This is a genomic window from Paraburkholderia atlantica, assembly GCF_000092885.1.
Classification (GTDB): domain Bacteria; phylum Pseudomonadota; class Gammaproteobacteria; order Burkholderiales; family Burkholderiaceae; genus Paraburkholderia; species Paraburkholderia atlantica.
On record NC_014117.1, the window covers coordinates 541,346 to 558,320 of the forward strand.

Annotated in this window: 11 protein-coding genes; 3 read left to right on the top strand and 8 right to left on the bottom strand. The window is 66.2% G+C overall.

Translation table 11 applies throughout. The features are described 5' to 3' along the window. The first annotated feature begins 151 nt into the window (after positions 1–151). Positions 152–706, top strand: coding sequence for a cob(I)yrinic acid a,c-diamide adenosyltransferase (locus tag BC1002_RS02425; RefSeq protein ID WP_013088489.1), 555 nt, complete (start codon positions 152–154; stop codon positions 704–706). Positions 707–760: 54 nt separating this feature from the next. Here BC1002_RS02425 and BC1002_RS02430 read toward each other — a convergent pair whose 3' ends face one another. From BC1002_RS02430 to BC1002_RS02455, 6 genes are all read right to left on the bottom strand, one after another. Continuing rightward, positions 761–1,093, bottom strand: coding sequence for a helix-turn-helix domain-containing protein (locus BC1002_RS02430; RefSeq protein WP_008923434.1), 333 nt, complete (start codon positions 1,091–1,093; stop codon positions 761–763). Further along, positions 1,090–1,434 carry a type II toxin-antitoxin system RelE/ParE family toxin gene (locus tag BC1002_RS02435; RefSeq protein ID WP_013088490.1) on the bottom strand — a complete coding sequence of 115 codons (345 nt, stop codon included), beginning with the start codon at positions 1,432–1,434 and terminating at the stop codon, positions 1,090–1,092. Before BC1002_RS02435 ends, BC1002_RS02430 begins: the two co-directional genes overlap by 4 nt. 201 nt (positions 1,435–1,635) lie before the next feature. Next, positions 1,636–2,709: a 3-deoxy-7-phosphoheptulonate synthase AroG gene (gene aroG, locus BC1002_RS02440; RefSeq protein ID WP_013088491.1), complete on the bottom strand. Its 1,074-nt coding sequence runs from the start codon at positions 2,707–2,709 to the stop codon at positions 1,636–1,638. A 340-nt stretch (positions 2,710–3,049) separates the two neighbouring features. Further along, positions 3,050–4,516: a metalloprotease TldD gene (tldD, locus tag BC1002_RS02445; protein ID WP_013088492.1), complete on the bottom strand. Its 1,467-nt coding sequence runs from the start codon at positions 4,514–4,516 to the stop codon at positions 3,050–3,052. A gap of 87 nt (positions 4,517–4,603) precedes the next feature. Continuing rightward, positions 4,604–5,467: a carbon-nitrogen hydrolase family protein gene (locus tag BC1002_RS02450; RefSeq protein WP_013088493.1), complete on the bottom strand. Its 864-nt coding sequence runs from the start codon at positions 5,465–5,467 to the stop codon at positions 4,604–4,606. Positions 5,468–5,615: 148 nt separating this feature from the next. Continuing rightward, on the bottom strand, positions 5,616–9,878 hold the full coding sequence (locus BC1002_RS02455; protein ID WP_013088494.1) for a YhdP family phospholipid transporter: 4,263 nt from the start codon (positions 9,876–9,878) through the stop codon (positions 5,616–5,618). A gap of 265 nt (positions 9,879–10,143) precedes the next feature. Between BC1002_RS02455 and glnE the strand changes: the two genes are divergently transcribed. After that, positions 10,144–12,939 carry a bifunctional [glutamate--ammonia ligase]-adenylyl-L-tyrosine phosphorylase/[glutamate--ammonia-ligase] adenylyltransferase gene (glnE, locus tag BC1002_RS02460; RefSeq protein ID WP_013088495.1) on the top strand — a complete coding sequence of 932 codons (2,796 nt, stop codon included), beginning with the start codon at positions 10,144–10,146 and terminating at the stop codon, positions 12,937–12,939. A 112-nt stretch (positions 12,940–13,051) separates the two neighbouring features. On the opposite strand, the gene recN is transcribed toward glnE, so the two are convergent. Next, on the bottom strand, positions 13,052–14,719 hold the full coding sequence (recN, locus tag BC1002_RS02465; RefSeq protein WP_013088496.1) for a DNA repair protein RecN: 1,668 nt from the start codon (positions 14,717–14,719) through the stop codon (positions 13,052–13,054). 54 nt (positions 14,720–14,773) lie between these two features. After that, the gene (locus tag BC1002_RS02470) at positions 14,774–15,688 is read right to left on the bottom strand and encodes an NAD kinase (protein WP_013088497.1); all 915 of its coding nucleotides are present in this window, start codon (positions 15,686–15,688) and stop codon (positions 14,774–14,776) included. 210 nt (positions 15,689–15,898) lie between these two features. Here BC1002_RS02470 and hrcA point away from each other — a divergent pair, with 210 nt between their 5' ends. Then, entirely contained in the window at positions 15,899–16,918 is a 1,020-nt protein-coding gene (hrcA, locus tag BC1002_RS02475) for a heat-inducible transcriptional repressor HrcA (RefSeq protein ID WP_026227992.1), read from the top strand. Positions 16,919–16,975: the final 57 nt, after the last annotated feature.

The window sequence follows — 16,975 nt, forward strand, 5'->3', positions numbered from 1 at the left end:
TGTTTGCAGCAGCTGTTTCATTTTACGCCGTTCGCCCGCCCGCCTGGCGGCGCTGGGCGGGCTTCCGCTCATATAATGGCGGCGATTTCGCGATGCGCGCAATATGGACAAACGTGGCCGCCGCATCGCCACTGAATGCAAGGGAGACATCATGGGCAATCGCCTCAGCAAGATCGCCACTCGCACCGGCGACGACGGCACCACCGGTCTCGGCGACGGCCGCCGCGTGCGCAAGGACAGCGTGCGTATCGCCGCGATCGGCGACGTCGACGAACTCAATTCGAATCTCGGCGTGCTGTTGTGCGAAAACCTGCCCGAAAACGTACGCGCAGCGTTGGTCGCAATCCAGCACGACCTGTTCGATCTGGGAGGCGAACTGTGCATTCCCGGTCACACGATGATCACCGAGCGGCATCTCGCTCAGCTCGACGGCTGGCTCGCCGACTACAACGCCACGCTGCCGCCGCTGAAGGAATTCATTCTGCCGGGCGGTTCGCGCGCGGCGGCGCTCGCGCATGTATGCCGTACCGTTTGCCGCCGCGCGGAGCGCGCGATCGTCGCGCTTGGCGAACACGAGGCGCTGAACGCGGCGCCGCGTCAGTACGTGAACCGGCTGTCCGATCTGCTGTTCGTGCTGGCGCGCGTGCTCAATCGCGCGGACGGTGGCACCGACGTGCTGTGGCAGCACGATCGCGGCGCGCCTTGAGTGGCGACGCGCATGCGCGTATAGACAGTCACTGAGCTTCGCACGAGCCGACGCTCAACCCACGGCGAGCGTGACCGGCTTGCCGATGCGGCTCAGCATTTCAACGAGCGTGTCGATCGTGAACTTGGTGGTTTTCTTGTTGACGACGTCGGACACGCGGGGGCGCGACACCATCAGAATTTCGGCCGCCTCGGCCTGCTTCAGATGATGCTGTTCGATCCACGTGGACAGCTCCGTCATCAATTGTTCCTTGAGCAGCCGCGTGTCGTTGATCTGCTTTTGCGACGCCGCGTGAAGGCGCTTCGCTTCCTCGGCGGAAAAACCGAGTTCGAGGAACACGTTCGCGCCGGCTCGCGTTACGTGACGAATGTTGGTGTCGATCGTCATGGCTGGGTGGTCCTGTAATGGGTGATGGCGCGATAGCGCGTTTCGGCAATTTTTCTGTCGCGCGGCCCGAGCTTCTGCGTTTTCTTCTGAAAGCAATGCAGCACGTACAGCGCTTCGGCGTATTTGGTTACGTACATCACGCGAAAAATGCCGTCCTCGTCTCTGATGCGAATTTCGCGCGTTCCCGCGCCGATAGACTCGAACGGTTTCCAGTCGTCAGGGTCGAGTCCTGACTGAATCTTGTGAAGCTGAAACCCGGCGAGACGACGCGCTTCATTGGGAAAAGCAAGCAAATCACGGTAGCTGGAGCCTAACCAGCGAATTTCTTTTCCCTGCTCCATCGCCACCTCATGTATAAAATCTTATACGCACTCTCCAGCCCGGTCAAGTCATGCAAGCGACCTGGCAACGAGCTATGACGATAGCGAGGCGTCCGGCTTCGCACCATTCGTCCGAATGGCCAATAAAAAACCCGGTTCGAAATCGAACCGGGTTTTCTACGGACTACCGACAAGCCCCCGCTGCGGCGGCGGGGCAGGCGTTCAGTTGCCGCTGCCGCGCGCAACGCGGCGTTGCTTGACCGCTTCGGCAAGGCCTTCGAGCACGGCGACGCTTTCATCCCAGCCGATGCATGCATCGGTAATGCTCTGGCCGTACGTGAGCTGGCAGCCTTCCTGTAGGTCCTGGCGACCCGCGACGAGGTGCGACTCCACCATCACACCAACGATCCGCTCATCGCCCGCGGCGATCTGGCGGCCGATGTCCGCGCATACCGGAATCTGGTTTTCGTGCTTCTTCGAGCTGTTCGCATGGCTCGCGTCGATCATCAGACGCGCGGCGAGACCCGCCTTGCCGATGTCCGCGCAGGCTGCATTGACGCTGTCGGCGTCGTAGTTCGGCGTTTTGCCGCCGCGCAGGATCACGTGGCAGTCCTCATTCCCCGCGGTCGATACGATCGCCGAGTGCCCGCCCTTGGTGACCGACAGGAAGTGATGCGGCTGCGAGGCGGCCTTGATCGCGTCGACGGCGATCTTCACGTTGCCGTCCGTGCCGTTCTTGAAGCCGACCGGGCACGACAGTCCCGACGCCAGCTCGCGGTGCACCTGCGATTCGGTCGTGCGCGCGCCGATCGCCCCCCACGAGATCAGATCCGCGATGTACTGCGGGCTGATCATGTCGAGGTACTCGGTGCCGGCCGGCAGACCCAGTTCGTTGATGCGCAGCAGCAGCTCGCGCGCGGTGCGCAGGCCTTCGTTGATCTTGAAGCTGTTGTCCATATGCGGGTCGTTGATGAGACCCTTCCAGCCCACCGTCGTGCGCGGCTTTTCGAAGTACACGCGCATCACGACTTCGAGCTCCCCGGCGAAGCGCTTGCGCTGCTCGATCAGACGCCCCGCATATTCGATCGCGGCCTTTGGATCGTGAATCGAACACGGGCCGATCACGACGATCAGACGGTCGTCCATGCCGTGCAGAATGCGATGCATCGCGGTGCGCGATTCGTAGATCACGTTGGACACCGTCTCGTCGCAGGGAAATTCGCGGATCAGGTGAGCGGGCGGCGTGAGTTCCTTCAATTCGCGGATGCGGACATCATCGGTATTGTGCGGGGGCATGCGGTTCTCCTGAATCGGTTTGTAGCGTGTTCGCGTGGGTCAGATAGGTATGGAAAAGCTTGAGGCGAAAAAAAACCGCCAGGCTAGCTGGCGGTTTTTCGGGAATTCTCGGTGTCCTGCGTGCACTAACACCCCTCTCGATCCGCCAGCGGTCTGAGATACCAAAAAAAGTAAAAATAAAACTTGGCGGACATGGCGAAGTGAATGCGTCGCTGGTCAAAAAAGGGTGAGTGACTTTATAACCCGGTACAGGCTCGGCTGACAAGCCGGGACGTCGAAAAATGCGGAAAATCCGCACGCTTCGCACTTTCGGTGCGCAAAGCGTGCATTCTTCATGAGATCAGGCCGTGCCGCCGACTGTCATCTTCTCGATGCGCAGCGTCGGCTGACCGACACCCACCGGCACGCTCTGGCCTTCCTTGCCGCACACGCCGACGCCCGAATCGAGCTTCATGTCGTTGCCGATCATCGTGATGTACTTCAGCGATTCCGGGCCGCTGCCGATCAGCGTCGCACCCTTGACCGGATACGTGATCTTGCCGTTCTCGATCATGTACGCCTCCGAGGCCGAGAACACGAACTTGCCGTTTGTGATGTCGACCTGACCGCCGCCGAAGTTCACCGCATACAGGCCGTTCTTCACGGACGCGAGGATTTCCTGCGGGTCCTTGTCGCCGTTCAGCATGTATGTGTTGGTCATGCGCGGCATCGGCAGCGCCGCGTACGATTCGCGCCGCGCGTTGCCGGTGACCGGCATCTTCATCAGGCGCGCGTTCAGCGTGTCCTGGATGTAGCCCTTCAGGATGCCGTCCTCGATCAGCGTCGTGCACTGGGTCGGATTGCCTTCGTCGTCGATATTGAGCGAGCCGCGGCGGTTCGGCAGCGTGCCGTCGTCGACCACGGTGACGCCCTTCGCGGCGACCTGCTCGCCGATGCGTCCCGCGAATGCCGACGAGCCCTTGCGGTTGAAGTCGCCCTCGAGCCCGTGACCGATCGCCTCGTGCAGCAGCACGCCCGGCCAGCCCGGTCCGAGCACGACGGTCATCGCGCCGGCCGGCGCCGGACGCGCTTCGAGATTGACGAGGGCCGCGTGCACCGCGTCGTCGACGTAGCGCGACAGCACTTCATCGGTGAAATAGCCGTAGTCGAAACGCCCGCCGCCACCGCCGCTGCCGATTTCGCGGCGGCCGTTCTGCTCGGCGATCACGGTGACCGACACGCGCACGAGCGGCCGGATGTCGGCCGCGAAGCCGCCGTCGCTGCGCGCGACCAGCACCACGTCGTATTCGCCGGCCAAGCCCGCCATCACCTGCTGGATGCGCGGGTCGCGGCCGCGCGCCATCTGTTCGATGCGCTCGAGCAGCTTGACCTTCGCGGTGGCGTCGAGCGAATGCAGCGGGTCGGACGGCAGGTACAGATCGCGCCCGGCGATGCCGGTCAGCGACGACGCCACCTTGATCTTCTGCTTGCCGCCGCCCGCCTTGGCGATGGCGCGCGTGGCGATGGCCGCCTGGCGGATCGCTTCGGGCGACAGGTCGTCCGAGTAGGCGAACGCGGTACGGTCACCCGACACGGCGCGCACGCCGACGCCCTGGTCGATGCTGAAGCTGCCCGATTTCACGATGCCTTCTTCGAGACTCCACGCCTCGCTGCGGGTGGTCTGGAAGTACAGGTCCGCGTAGTCGACGCGGTGCGTGAAGATTTCGGCGAGCGTGCGCGTGAGCAGCGACTCGTCGAGACCATAGGGCGTGAGGAGGATGTCCTTGGCGGCGGCGAGATTTCGGATACCGGGTTCGATGATGTTCATGCGAAGTATGTTCTGCTCGATACGAAGGGGTCGGGGAGCGCCTGCATCTCTATATGCGTGGCAGGCGCCGCAGTTTCAATGTCGGTTTCAGGTCAGCACGCGATGACGCCATGCCGGCAGGCTCTGCCGCACTTCGTCGATGCGCGCGCGTTCGAGGTTGCCCGCGACCACGCCGGCGCCCTCGTCGCGCACCGCGACGATCTCGCCCCACGGGTCGATCAGCATGCTGTGGCCCCAGGTGCGGCGGCCGTTTTCATGTTTGCCGCCTTGCGCCGCGGCGAGCACGTAGCACTGGTTTTCGATCGCGCGGGTGCGCAGCAGCAGCTCCCAATGCGCGCGGCCGGTCGTGTAGGTAAACGCGGACGGCACCACGATCAGCGCGCAGTCGCCCAGGCGCCGGTACAGCTCGGGAAAGCGCAGATCGTAGCAGACCGACAGGCCGACCCGGCCGAATGGCGCCTCGAAGCTTTGTACCGAGGTGCCGGGCCGAATCGTGCGCGCTTCGTCGAACGATTCTTCGCCTTTTTCGAAGTTGAACAGGTGGATCTTGTCGTAGCGCGCGGCTTCGTTGCCGAGCGGGTCGAACACCAGCGTCGTGTTTAGCACGCGCGACGCCTCCGGCGCGTTCAGCGGCAGCGTGCCGCCGATCACCCAGAGCTGGTGGCGGCGCGCGGCGTCGGCGAGAAAGCGCTGGATCGGGCCATCCTGATGCGGCTCGCGCACGGCGAGCTTGTCGGTGTCCTTGAAGCCCATGAAACAGAAATACTCGGGGAGCAGCACGAGCTGCGCGCCGTCGGCCGCGGCTTCGGCGATCAGGCGCTCTGCGTCGGCGAGATTGCGATCCCGATCCGGCGTGCTGACCATCTGCAGCGCGGCGACCCGGAAGGCGCTGGCGACAGGACCGCTGGACGTTGCGGCGGATGCGGATGAAGTGACGTGTGTTTCGCTCATGAGCGTGTCGAAAGACTCCCGGCGGGCGGCGGTATGAAGCGCGGGCGCCGCATGGTTCTGGGCTGGCTCGGTCCCGTTCGCGCATCAGTCGGCAGACCGGCACGAGCGGCCGCGTGGAACGGGACAGCGGCGCCGGGAAAACCGAAGCTCAGTGCGCTTCCACGGTCGAAGCCGGAGCGTCAATCTTACCCCGTTCGCCCGTCAGCCGCTGAACCTGCGGTTTCGACCACGAACCGGTAATCGCGTAGTCGCGCGCGAACACATGCTGTATCCCCTGCGAGAACGCGACATCGGCGATTAGCGCGCCGAGGCCGATCAGCGGATTGATGATCGTCGCGGCGATCACCGCGGAGCCGGCGCTGACGGTCGGTATCACGTGCAGGTGCAGGTCCTGGGTTCTCTGCGCGATGTCGACCGAGCCCACCATCTCGGCGCGGGCCGGCGCGGTCACCATCCTGAAGTTTTCGGTGCGGGCGATGCCGTCATGAATCTGCGCGGTGCCGGTCACGCTCGAAAACGGCAGGCCCTCGCCGATCACGTCGCGGAAATTGAGCGTGGCGATGCGCGCGAGGCTTTGCAGGCTCAGCACGCCGAGCAGCGTCGCGACGCCCGGATCGACCTTCAGGATCTGGCCGTGGCGCAGATCGAGCGCGAGATTGCCGTTCAGCGTCGAATAGTCGATCGTGGTCGGGCCGCCCTGCCACACGGCCTTGCCCTGGATCGAACCGATGCCGCCCTTGAGCGTCCTCGGCAGACCGAAGCGCTCGAGCATCGCGCCGGCGTCCTTGATGTCGAGCTTGAAATCGAACACGGTGCGACGCGGCGTGGCTTCGTCGGCCGAGATGGGCAGCTCGGTCGAGGTGCGCCAGTTCGCGGTCGCGGTCAGCGTCGCGGTGGGGTTCGTCACGTCGAGCTTGTCGAGCTGCCAGACCGGCACGCCGTTCTCGTCGTAGTTGTGCGCGTCGACCTCGAGCCGGCCGACGTTGCGATCGTGCACGATCAGCTCGTTCACGACCAGATCGATCGACGGCATGTTCAGCGCAGGCGCCGACATCGCCGGGCCGAGCAGGTCCTTGTCCTCGACCGACGGAATCACGACGCGCGCGAAGCGCGCCTGCAGTTCGCCCGGTGATTCGCGGGTCGCGCCCGGCAGCCACGACACATGGCCGGACACCTGGTTCGACGCGATGTTCGCCTGCCACGTGCGGTCCATATGGGACGCGCCGACGATCACGTTGTCCCAGTGGCGCTTGAGCAGCGTCAGCGTGTCGATGTGCAGCGCGAAGCGGTTCGGCAGGAACTGCGTGAGCATCGGATTCGGCGCGGCGGCGGGGGTGACTGCTCTATTCGCGTTGGTGGCGCTGCTGGCGCTATTGCCGCCGTTCGCACCGTCGTTCACGCCATTCGCCCCGGCCGCGCCCGCGCGCAGCTGCGCGGCGAGCGCGCGCCAGGCATCCGCATTGAACTCCTTGATGTCGACGGCGGCGACCACGCCCTCGGACGGCAGCTCGACCGGACGGTTCACGCCGATCGCGCCACGCACGACGGTCGGCGGCGTACGCGGCTGCGCATTCGGCCGATACCGCAGCAGATACGCGGCGGCGACCGGCCCCAACGTCAGGTCGGCGCGTTCGAGGCCGGCTTCGCCCTGCACCGTCGACGGATTGACCGAGAAGTGCAGCGGCATCGGAGTGCCGGCCTGCTTCTTGAACGGCGCTGGGAAATCGAGCGCGAGGCCGCTCAGATCCGAGTTGGCGCTGACCTGCGGCAGGCGGCCCTTTGCGCCGGCGACGCGCAACGCATAAGGCGCGCTGCCGCTCATATGCGTGAGCACCTGCGCGGCCGCGCCAGGCGGATGCAGCTCGCGCGCGGCATCGACGGCGATGTGGCCGTTGAGCGCGAGCGCGTACGTGCCGTCTTGCCGCAAGCCGCCGTTCGCGTGCACGTCGCCGCCGAGGAACTGTCCGGAGAGCCGCTCGACCTCGGCCGTGCGTTCGGTGAAGCGCACCCGGCCGTTCAGCCGCGACAGCGGCGGCGCATTGCTCACGCTCAGGCGATTGTTCAGGAAGCCGAGCGCGCCTTCGACGCCGACATGCGGCTTCGGTGTCCGCGGAATCGTCAGCTTCAGCGCCAGCGACGCGGGCCCGTCCGCGCGAATCTTTTCGGTCTGATGCCGCGCCATGATGCCGAGCGAACTGCGGTTTACGTAGTCGAGCATGTCGGCGAGCGGACCGCGGCCGTTGCCCTGGATGGTGAGGTTCGAGCCTTTGGTGCCGAGGTCGTCGATGCGGCCGTTGACGCCGGTCAGCGCGACGCGCTTGTAACGGCCGCGGTCGATGTCGAAGCGCAGCACGTTCTGCTTGAGTTCGAACACGCCGTCGATGCCGTCGAGCGGCGGCCAAACGTTCGGCGTGCCATTGCGCATGTTGCGCGGCGGGAATGGCGTCGGATCGAACTTGCCGCCGGTGAACGGCGCGACGATGTGGAAGATGCCGGCGTCGGGGTCGCGCGCGTAGGGGAACTTGGTCAGGTCGCCGTGCACTTCGATCGTGCCGCCACGCGACGCCCCGGCCTGCAAGCCGTGGCCCAGGTAAATGCGCAGCTTTTCGCTGACCGCGGTCGGCAGATAGCGGGCGATGCGCGTCACCTGCGCGCGCTGGAAGTCGGCTTTCAGGTCGAGCGAGCCGCGGCCGTGGCCGGGATTGCTGTAGCTCGCGGTCGCGCTCGCGTCGACGTCGGGGTTCGATACGCTGAAATCGTTGAGCTTGACCGCGAACGCGGGACGCGTGTCGCCCGGTGCCTTCGCGCCCATCGTCCACTCGGCGCGGCCGCGCAGACGCGCGAGCGTCAATCGCGGATCGTCGAACACGCCCGGCAGCGTGAGCGCCACGTTGGACGTATCGAGGTTCGCGTGGCCGCCTTTTTCGTTGGCGTCGACGGTGCCCCACAGGTTCTCGATGCCGGGAACGCCGGCGCGCGGATGGCCGCGCGGCGTCAGGCCAGGTCCCGGCTCCTGGGCGGCGAAGCTGATGCCCTGCAGATCGCCCTTGAAGCGATAACGCTCGATCGGCTCGGCGCCCGTCGGCCGATGGTCGCTGCCCACTTCTCCGGATTCCGGCTTGCCGCGCTCGACCTCGATCACGTAGTTCGCGACCAGCCCGCGCGGATTGATGCGCACGAGCTCATTGAGAAATTGTCGCGGCAACGGCAGCGCGCGGCTGAATTCGGCGAGGATGCCGAGGTCGACGCGATCGCCGCTGATGCTCAGAAGCTGCCCGTGCTGCTGAGACGCGGTGCGATAGCGGCTGTCGAGGGTCCGGAAGCGCAGGATGCGCGTGAGCGGCGTGCCGTCTTCGAGCGGCGGCTGGCCGAGCTCGGCGCGCAGGTCCGACAACTGCAGCCGGTACTCGCCTGCGTCTGACTCGACGCGCCACAGAAAGTGCGCGATCGGCACCAGCAGCTTTGGCTGGGTCGGACGCACCCGCATCGCGACGTCGTTGCCGCTCAACTGGCCGGTCGCCTGATTCATGCGGCCTTCGCTGAAGTCGATCCAGATTGCATTGTCGATGCGGCCGGCGAACGTCTCGATCGGGAATTCGACGTAGCGCGCGAGCGTCGGCAGATCGACCGGCCCGGTCGACATATACACCTGGCCGGTCCAGTTGATCGGCTTGCCGATCGCGGAGAGCGGCGCGTGGCGAAAGTGCGTGCGGAAGTCGAGCGGGCCCTTCAGCACCTGGCCGTCGGGCGGCGCCTGCAGCGCCATGCGGTGGTCGTGGCCGTCGTTGAGGATCGCGATGCGGATGTCGCGCAGCGCCAGTTCGGGTTCGTGGCGCGTCGCGTCGCGCCAGCGCAGCACGCCGCCGCGCACGACGATCGCCTGCTGACGCAACAACCAGGTGGACAGCGCGTCGTTGCCGCTGTGCCGCGTCGGCACCGGCACGCCCGCGACCGATAGCACGCCGTCGTCGCTGCGCGACACCAGCACGTCCGGCTGATCGACGATCAGGCTCGACAGCGCCGGATGAAACTCCCACAGCGAGCGCCAGGATACCGTCGCGGTGGCGTGCGGAATCGTCAGCGCGGGTTGGCCGTCGTGATCGCGAATGACGAGGTTGGTGACGTCGAGCCCTGGCTGGAAGCCGCTCCAGTGCGGCGCGAGCCGGCCGATCGTGAATTGGGTGCGCAGCTTGTCGGAGACCGCGGCTTCGATGCGCGGCCGGAACGTGTCGATGCGCGGCAGCACGACGTAGCGCAAGCCCAGAAACACTCCGCCCGCGATGAAATAGAGGACGAGTGCGAGCGTGGCGAGCACGCGCAACGTCCGACGCAGCACGATGTGGTCGCTTCCGCTCCCATGCCGGACCTGCGATGGGGCTTGCGGGTCGGCGGATTCGTTTCGCTCGGACATGCTGCGGCGGCTGGGCGTATGGTAGTTTTGCGTGTTAACGACGAAATGTAACACACGGGAAAGCGTCGGGCGGACTTCCTGCAACCCCTGTCCGAAAGCCCGTGACGGGCATTCGCGAGGCCGTCTGGCACGGGGTTCGGCATGCTTGCCGCCGCGTGCCGATCGCACAATAGAACGACACGACAGCGACCCCGGAACGACACCCGGACACCGTCAGAATACCGCCGGACAAATTCGATCAAGCAACGAGCGAGCCAGATTTTTGATGACTGACGCCACCCTCCTGAGTTCCAGCTATTCGCACTATGCCGCGCGCGCCGCCGCGGCCCGCCCGCAACTGGTCGCGCATGTCGGCGCGCTGGCCGATGAACCGCTGACGCGCGAGCGCATCGACGCGCGCCTCGACGCACTGTGCGCCGAGGCGGCGGGCCCGGCCGGTGCGCCGGTCAACGAAGATGCGCTGAAGCGCGCGCTGCGCCAGTTGCGCACCGAAGTATTCTGCGCGGTGATGGAGCGCGACCTGGCCGGCGAGGCCGATATCGCCGAAGTCACCGGCGCGATGACCGATCTCGCGGAAGCGACGATCCAGCGAGCGCTAACGGTGCTGAGCGCCGAGCTCGAAGCGCTGTATGGCGAACCGCGCGACCAGCAGGGCGAGCGGCTCACGCTGGGCGTGGTCGGCATGGGCAAGCTCGGCGGGCGTGAGCTGAACGTGTCGTCGGATATCGACTTGATCTTCGTCTACGAGGACGACGGCGAGACCACCGGCGGCCAGCGCTCGCCGCTCGCGACCCAGGAATTCTTCACGCGGCTCGGCAAGCGGCTGATCGGCGCGCTCGCCGAAGTCACCGCCGACGGCTACGTGTTTCGCGTCGATATGCGTCTGCGGCCGAACGGCGATTCGGGCCCGCTGGTGTGCAGCCTCGGCATGCTCGAAGAGTATTTCTACGTGCAGGGCCGCGAGTGGGAGCGTTACGCGTGGATCAAGGGCCGGCTCGTATCCGAAGGAGCGAGCGCCTCGGCGCAGCGGCTGCAGAAGCAGCTCGACGCGATCGTCACGCCGTTCGTCTATCGACGCTATCTGGATTTCGGCGTGATCAGCGCGATCCGCGCGTTGCATCTGCAGATCCGCCAGGAGGCGCAGCGCCGTGCGTCGATGCGCCCCGACAAGGCCGACGACATCAAGCTCGGCCGCGGCGGCATCCGTGAAATCGAATTCAGCGCGCAGGTGTTCCAGCTGATCCGCGGCGGCCAGGACGCCGGCTTTCGCGTGCGGCCGACGCTCGCGGTGCTACGCCACGCGGCCACGCATGGGTTGATGGACACGTCGGTGTGCCTGAAGCTGTCGCAGGCGTATCGCTTTCTGCGCGAGCTCGAGCATCGTTTGCAATATCGCAACGACGCGCAGACTCACGCGATGCCCGTCGATGCCGAAGACCGCGCGGCGCTCGCGCGCGCGATGGGCTGCGACGACTATCCGGAATTGATGACGAAGCTCGACGCGCATCGCGAGTTCGTCGAACAGCAGTTCGACCAGATTTTCGCCGACAAGGTGGGCGGCCGCGACGGCTGCGGCGCGCCCGAGGACGGCGCGGCCGCGTGGGTGTGGAGCAGCGCGCTCGCCGACGATAGCGCCGACGACGCGCTGCGCGCGCGCCTCGTCGAACTCGGTGTGGCGGAACCCGGCGAGTTGCTCGCGCGACTGCAGGCGGTGTGGCGCTCGTCGCGCTACGCGGGGCTGAACGAGCGCAGCCGGCAGCGTTTCGACATCGTCGCGCAGCGCGCGCTCGAAGCCGCGCGCACGCTGGAGCCGGCCGGGCGGCGCGGCGACACGGTCGCGCGCCTGTTCGATCTGCTGGAAGCGGTGAGCCGGCGCGGCGCGTATCTGGCGCTCTTGACCGAGTATCCGCAGGCGCTGCACCAGGTGCTGTCGGTGCTGGGCGGCTCGCGCTGGGCGGCCGGCTATCTGATCCGCCATCCGCAGCTGCTCGACGAACTGCTCGACGGCGAGGCGATCAACAGTCCGTTCGACTGGCCCGAATTCAAGCGTACGTTGCGTTTGCGGCTCGCCGCCGCCGACGGCGTGGAGCAGCAGATGGATCTGCTGCGCCACGCGCATCAGGCCGAGGTGTTCCGCATTCTGCTGATCGATCTTGCCGGCAAGCTGTCCGTCGAGCACGTCAGCGACCGGCTGTCCGAGCTCGCCGACGCGGTGCTCGACGTGACGATCGAAGCCGTGTGGAATCAGTTGGCCAAACGTCACCGCGACGTGCCGCGTTTCGCGGTGATCGCCTACGGCAAGCTCGGCGGCAAGGAGCTCGGCTATGCGTCGGACCTCGACCTGATCTTCCTGTACGACGACCCCGACGATGCCGCGGCCGACGTCTATGCCACCTTCACGCGGCGCCTGATCACATGGCTGACCAGCGCGACCGGCGCCGGCACCTTGTTCGACATCGATCTGCGGCTGCGGCCCAACGGCGAGTCGGGTCTGCTCGTCACCGATCTCGACGCGTTCCGCCGCTACCAGCTGCGCGAGGGCGACGCGGCGAACACCGCATGGGTGTGGGAGCATCAGGCGCTGACACGAGCGCGCTACTGCGCGGGCGATCCGGAGATCGGCGCGAAATTCGAGGCGATCCGCGAACAGGTGCTGACGACGCCGCGCGAAGCGCCGCCGCTCGCGAAGGAAATCGTCGAGATGCGCGCGCGCGTCGAGGCGGGTCACCCGAACCAGACGCCGGCGCTGTTCGACCTGAAGCACGACCGCGGCGGCATGGTCGATATCGAGTTCACCGTGCAGTACTGGGTGCTGCTGCATGCGGCGCGCGATCCCGAGCTGATCCGCAATACCGGCAATATCGCGCTGCTGCGTGAAGTGTCGCGTTTCGGGCTGATGAGCGAGGCGGAAGCGGAGACGGTCGGTGCCGCCTATCGGCGCTATCGCAAGCTGCAGCACACGCTGCGGCTCGATGGGATGGAGAAGGCGCGGGTCGATCCGGCGCTGGTCGCGGCCGAGCGCGAGGCGGTGCTGGCGTTGTGGAAGAGGGTGTTTGGGTGAGGGCGCTTGCGCACTTCGCGTAGCGCTAGCGCGTCATGCGCGGCCGGGATCGGTGTGACGTCCCGGCCAATCCGACTCAGGCCGTGTGCGGTGACCTGCGCACGGCGCAAGCTCAGGCGGCCAGCATTTCCTTCGCGTGCTTGCGCGTGGTCGCGGTGATTTCGAGGCCGCCGAGCATGCGCGCGACTTCCTCGATGCGGCTCGCCTTGTCGAGCGAGGTCACGCTGCTGAGCGTGCCGCCGCTGCCGTTGCTCATCTTTGCGACCTGGAAATGATGATCGCCGCGCGCGGCAACCTGCGGCAGATGGGTCACGCACAGCACCTGACGCGCCTCGCCGAGCTGATGCAATAGCCGCCCGACCACTTCGGCCACGCCGCCGCCGATGCCGGTATCCACTTCGTCGAAGATCAGCGTCGGTGTCGGGCTGGCTGCGCTCGCGATCACTGCGAGCGCCAGACTGATTCGCGCGAGTTCGCCGCCCGACGCGACCTTCGCGAGCGGCCGCAACGGCACGCCGGCATGACCGGCGACGCGAAACTCGATCTGCTCGAGCCCATGCGCGCCGCCTTCGGGCAACGGCACCAGCGCGACTTCGAAGCTGCCGCCTTTCATGGATAGTTCCTGCATGCCGGTCGTGACTGCCTCGCCGAGCGCCTTGCCTGCTTTCGCGCGTGCCTTCGACAGCTTCTTCGCCTCGCCGATGAACACTTCCTTCGCTTGTGCCTCGGCGGCGCGCAGGCCGTCGAGGTCCGCGGCGGCGTCGAGCGCGGCCAATTGCTTGCGGCGCGCTTCGTGTTCTTCCGGCAGCGTCTCGGGCTGCAGGCGGAATTTGCGCGCGGCCGAGTGCAGCGCGTCGAGGCGCTTTTCGACCTGAGCGAGCCGCTCCGGATCGAGCTCGAGCTTCTGCGCATAGTGGCTCAGCGAATACGCGGCTTCCTGCAACTGGATTTCGGCGGGTTCGAGCGCGGCGAGCACGTCGTTCAGCGCCGGGTCGATCTCAGCGAGGTCGCGCACCTTCGACACGATCGAGCCGAGATGCGTGATCATCGCGTCGTCCGATTCGGACAGTGCACCGAGCGCACCCTGCACGCCGTCGATCAGATTCGCGGAATGCGATAGCCGCCGATGCTCGGTGTTGACCTCTTCCCATTCGCCCGGCTGCGGCGCGAGCTTGTCGAGCTCGGTGAGTTGCCACGCGAGTCGCTCGCGTTCGAGTTGCAGCTCGCGATCGCGCGTTTGCGCATGCTCGACCGCCTGGGCCTTGTCGCGCCACGTGCGCCACGCGCGCGTGACCGCGGCGGCCAGGTCGGACAGGCCCGCGTGCGTGTCGAACAGCTCGCGCTGCGCGTCCGGGCGCATCAGCAGCTGGTGCGCGTGCTGGCCGTGAATATCGACGAGCATTTCGCCGACCTCGCGCAGCTGCGCGAGCGTGGCCGCCGTGCCGTTGATGAACGCGCGCGAGCGGCCGTTCGCGTCGACCACGCGCCGCAGCATTACGGTGCCGCCGTGCTGGCCGTCGTCGGCCGCGCCGAGCGCCTGCTCGTCGAGCCATTGATCGACCTGCGCGTGGGTTTCGAACTCCGCGGTGATGTCGGCGCGGCTCTCGCCGGTGCGCACGACGCTCGCCTCGGCGCGCGCACCTAGTGCCAGCGCGAGCGCGTCGATCAGGATCGATTTGCCGGCGCCGGTTTCGCCCGAGAAAACGGTAAAGCCGCTGTCGAATTCGAGGTCGAGCGCGGCGACGATGACGAAGTCGCGTATCGAGAGGTGGCGAAGCATGGAGGTCGTCGGGTAGCGTGGGATTCGGGTGGCGGCCGCGGCGGCGTGTGCGCTTCAAGGCGCCGCTTGCGGCCTCTGGTCTTCTTCGTGCGACGGATACTCGTGCCAGTGCAGCTTCTTGCGCAGCGTCGCGTAATAGCTGTAGCCGACCGGATGCAGCATTGGCACCGTGTGGCGCGAACGGCGCACCTCGATCGTGTCGCCGAGCTCCAGCGACGTGAACGACTGCATGTCGAAATTGACGTTCACTTCGCGCCCGGAAACGATCTGAATGCTGACCTTCGAGTCGTCCGGCAGCACGATCGGCCGGTTCGACAGCGCGTGCGGCGCGATCGGCACGAGCACGAAGCCCTGCAATTGCGGATGCAGGATCGGCCCCTGCGACGACAGCGCGTACGCGGTCGAGCCGGTCGGCGTCGCGACGATCAGGCCGTCCGAGCGCTGGTTGTACATGAAGCGGCCGTCGACCGACACGCGCAGCTCCGCCATGCCCGAAAAGCCGCTACGGTTGACCACCACGTCGTTGAACGCGAGCGCATGGTAGATCGGCGTGCCGTCGCGCACGATGCGCGCTTCGAGCAGCACGCGCTCCTCGCGCTCGAAGGTGCCGGACAGCATTTGCGGCACGGTTTCGAGCATGTCGGAGATCGGGATGTCGGTGATGAAGCCGAGCCGCCCGTGGTTGATGCCGATCAAGGGGGTGCGGTATGGCGCGAGCTGGCGACCGATGCCGAGCATCGTGCCGTCGCCGCCGAGCACCACGGCAACGTCGGCGCGCGCGCCGATCTCAGCGGGACGCAGCGCCGGGTAGTCGGTTACGCCGATTTCGGCGGCGGTGTCGGCTTCGAACACGACTTCGAGGCCGAGCTTGGCGAGGCACGCGGCGAGCGCGGTCAGCGGCTCGCCGATGCCTGGCGTATTGCTGCGCCCGACGAGCGCGACGGTCTTGAACTGGCTGGTCACTTGCATGCCGGCATTACACCATAGGTAGGGCCTGAAAAGAACCGCAGGCCAAGCCGGTAGCGGGCCGGCGCACGCGGGGCGTCTGCGTATGTCGCGATTATCGTTAGAATGGTGAAGACCCGATGACATGCGAGCCCGCTGACGGTGGCGCATTCGCTGGGAGCGGGCGCCGCGGGCGCTCGCGGCTGCGATGCCATTGAGCTAAAATTTTTCGTCATGCTAGATCCTCGCGCACAAACCCTCCTCAAAACGCTGATTGAGCGCTACATCGCCGAAGGTCAGCCGGTCGGCTCGCGCACGCTGTCACGTTACTCGGGCCTCGAGCTGAGTCCGGCCACGATCCGCAACGTGATGTCGGACCTCGAGGATCTGGGGCTCGTGATCAGTCCGCATACGTCGGCAGGGCGCATTCCGACGCCACGCGGCTACCGTCTGTTCGTCGACACGATGTTGACGGTCGAGTCCGCCGCCGACGAAGAAGCGGTGATGCGCGCCGTCAAGACCACGCTGCAGGTGGGCGAGCCGCAGAAAATCGTCGCCGCGGCGGCGAGCGTGCTGTCCAACCTGTCGCAGTTCGCCGGTGTGGTGCTCACACCGCGCCGCAGCCACGTATTCAAGCAGATCGAATTCATGCGCCTGTCCGACAAGCGCATTCTGCTGATCATCGTGACGCCGGAAGGCGACGTGCAGAACCGCATTCTCGCCACCCAGCGCGACTTTTCGCCTTCGCAGCTGGTGGAAGCCTCCAATTACATCAACGCGCATTTCGCGGGCCTCTCGTTCGACGAAGTGCGCCGCCGCCTGCGCGAGGAAATCGACGAGCTGCGTGGCGACATGACCTCGCTGATGCACGCGGCCGTCACCGCGAGCACCGACGAATCCGACACCGGCGAGACCGTGCTGATCTCGGGCGAGCGCAATCTGCTCGAAGTCGCCGATCTTTCGTCGGACATGGCGCGGCTGCGCAAGCTTTTCGATGTGTTCGACCAGAAGACCAGCCTCCTTCAGTTGCTCGACGTGTCGAGTCACGCGGCGGGCGTGCAAATTTTCATCGGCGGCGAATCGACTCTGGTGCCAATCGAGGAAATGAGCGTCGTCACCGCGCCGTACGAGGTCAACGGCAAGATCGTCGGCACGCTCGGTGTGATCGGACCGACCCGCATGGCCTACAACCGCGTGATTCCGATCGTGGACATCACCGCGCGGCTGTTGTCCATGACACTCAGCCAGCAGTAGTCCCTCGCGTTGCGCGGCGCTGCCGTCATCGCAGCCGTGCCGGCCATGATGCGCGAA

Coding starts and splice junctions, on each gene's coding strand:
- recN (WP_013088496.1), bottom strand. CDS start 14,719: ATGCTTCGCCACCTCTCGATACGCGACTTCGTCATCGTCGCCGCGCTC.
- hrcA (WP_026227992.1), top strand. CDS start 15,899: ATGCTAGATCCTCGCGCACAAACCCTCCTCAAAACGCTGATTGAGCGC.
- aroG (WP_013088491.1), bottom strand. CDS start 2,709: ATGCCCCCGCACAATACCGATGATGTCCGCATCCGCGAATTGAAGGAA.
- BC1002_RS02455 (WP_013088494.1), bottom strand. CDS start 9,878: ATGTCCGAGCGAAACGAATCCGCCGACCCGCAAGCCCCATCGCAGGTC.
- BC1002_RS02435 (WP_013088490.1), bottom strand. CDS start 1,434: ATGGAGCAGGGAAAAGAAATTCGCTGGTTAGGCTCCAGCTACCGTGAT.
- BC1002_RS02430 (WP_008923434.1), bottom strand. CDS start 1,093: ATGACGATCGACACCAACATTCGTCACGTAACGCGAGCCGGCGCGAAC.
- BC1002_RS02425 (WP_013088489.1), top strand. CDS start 152: ATGGGCAATCGCCTCAGCAAGATCGCCACTCGCACCGGCGACGACGGC.
- tldD (WP_013088492.1), bottom strand. CDS start 4,516: ATGAACATCATCGAACCCGGTATCCGAAATCTCGCCGCCGCCAAGGAC.
- glnE (WP_013088495.1), top strand. CDS start 10,144: ATGACTGACGCCACCCTCCTGAGTTCCAGCTATTCGCACTATGCCGCG.
- BC1002_RS02450 (WP_013088493.1), bottom strand. CDS start 5,467: ATGAGCGAAACACACGTCACTTCATCCGCATCCGCCGCAACGTCCAGC.
- BC1002_RS02470 (WP_013088497.1), bottom strand. CDS start 15,688: ATGCAAGTGACCAGCCAGTTCAAGACCGTCGCGCTCGTCGGGCGCAGC.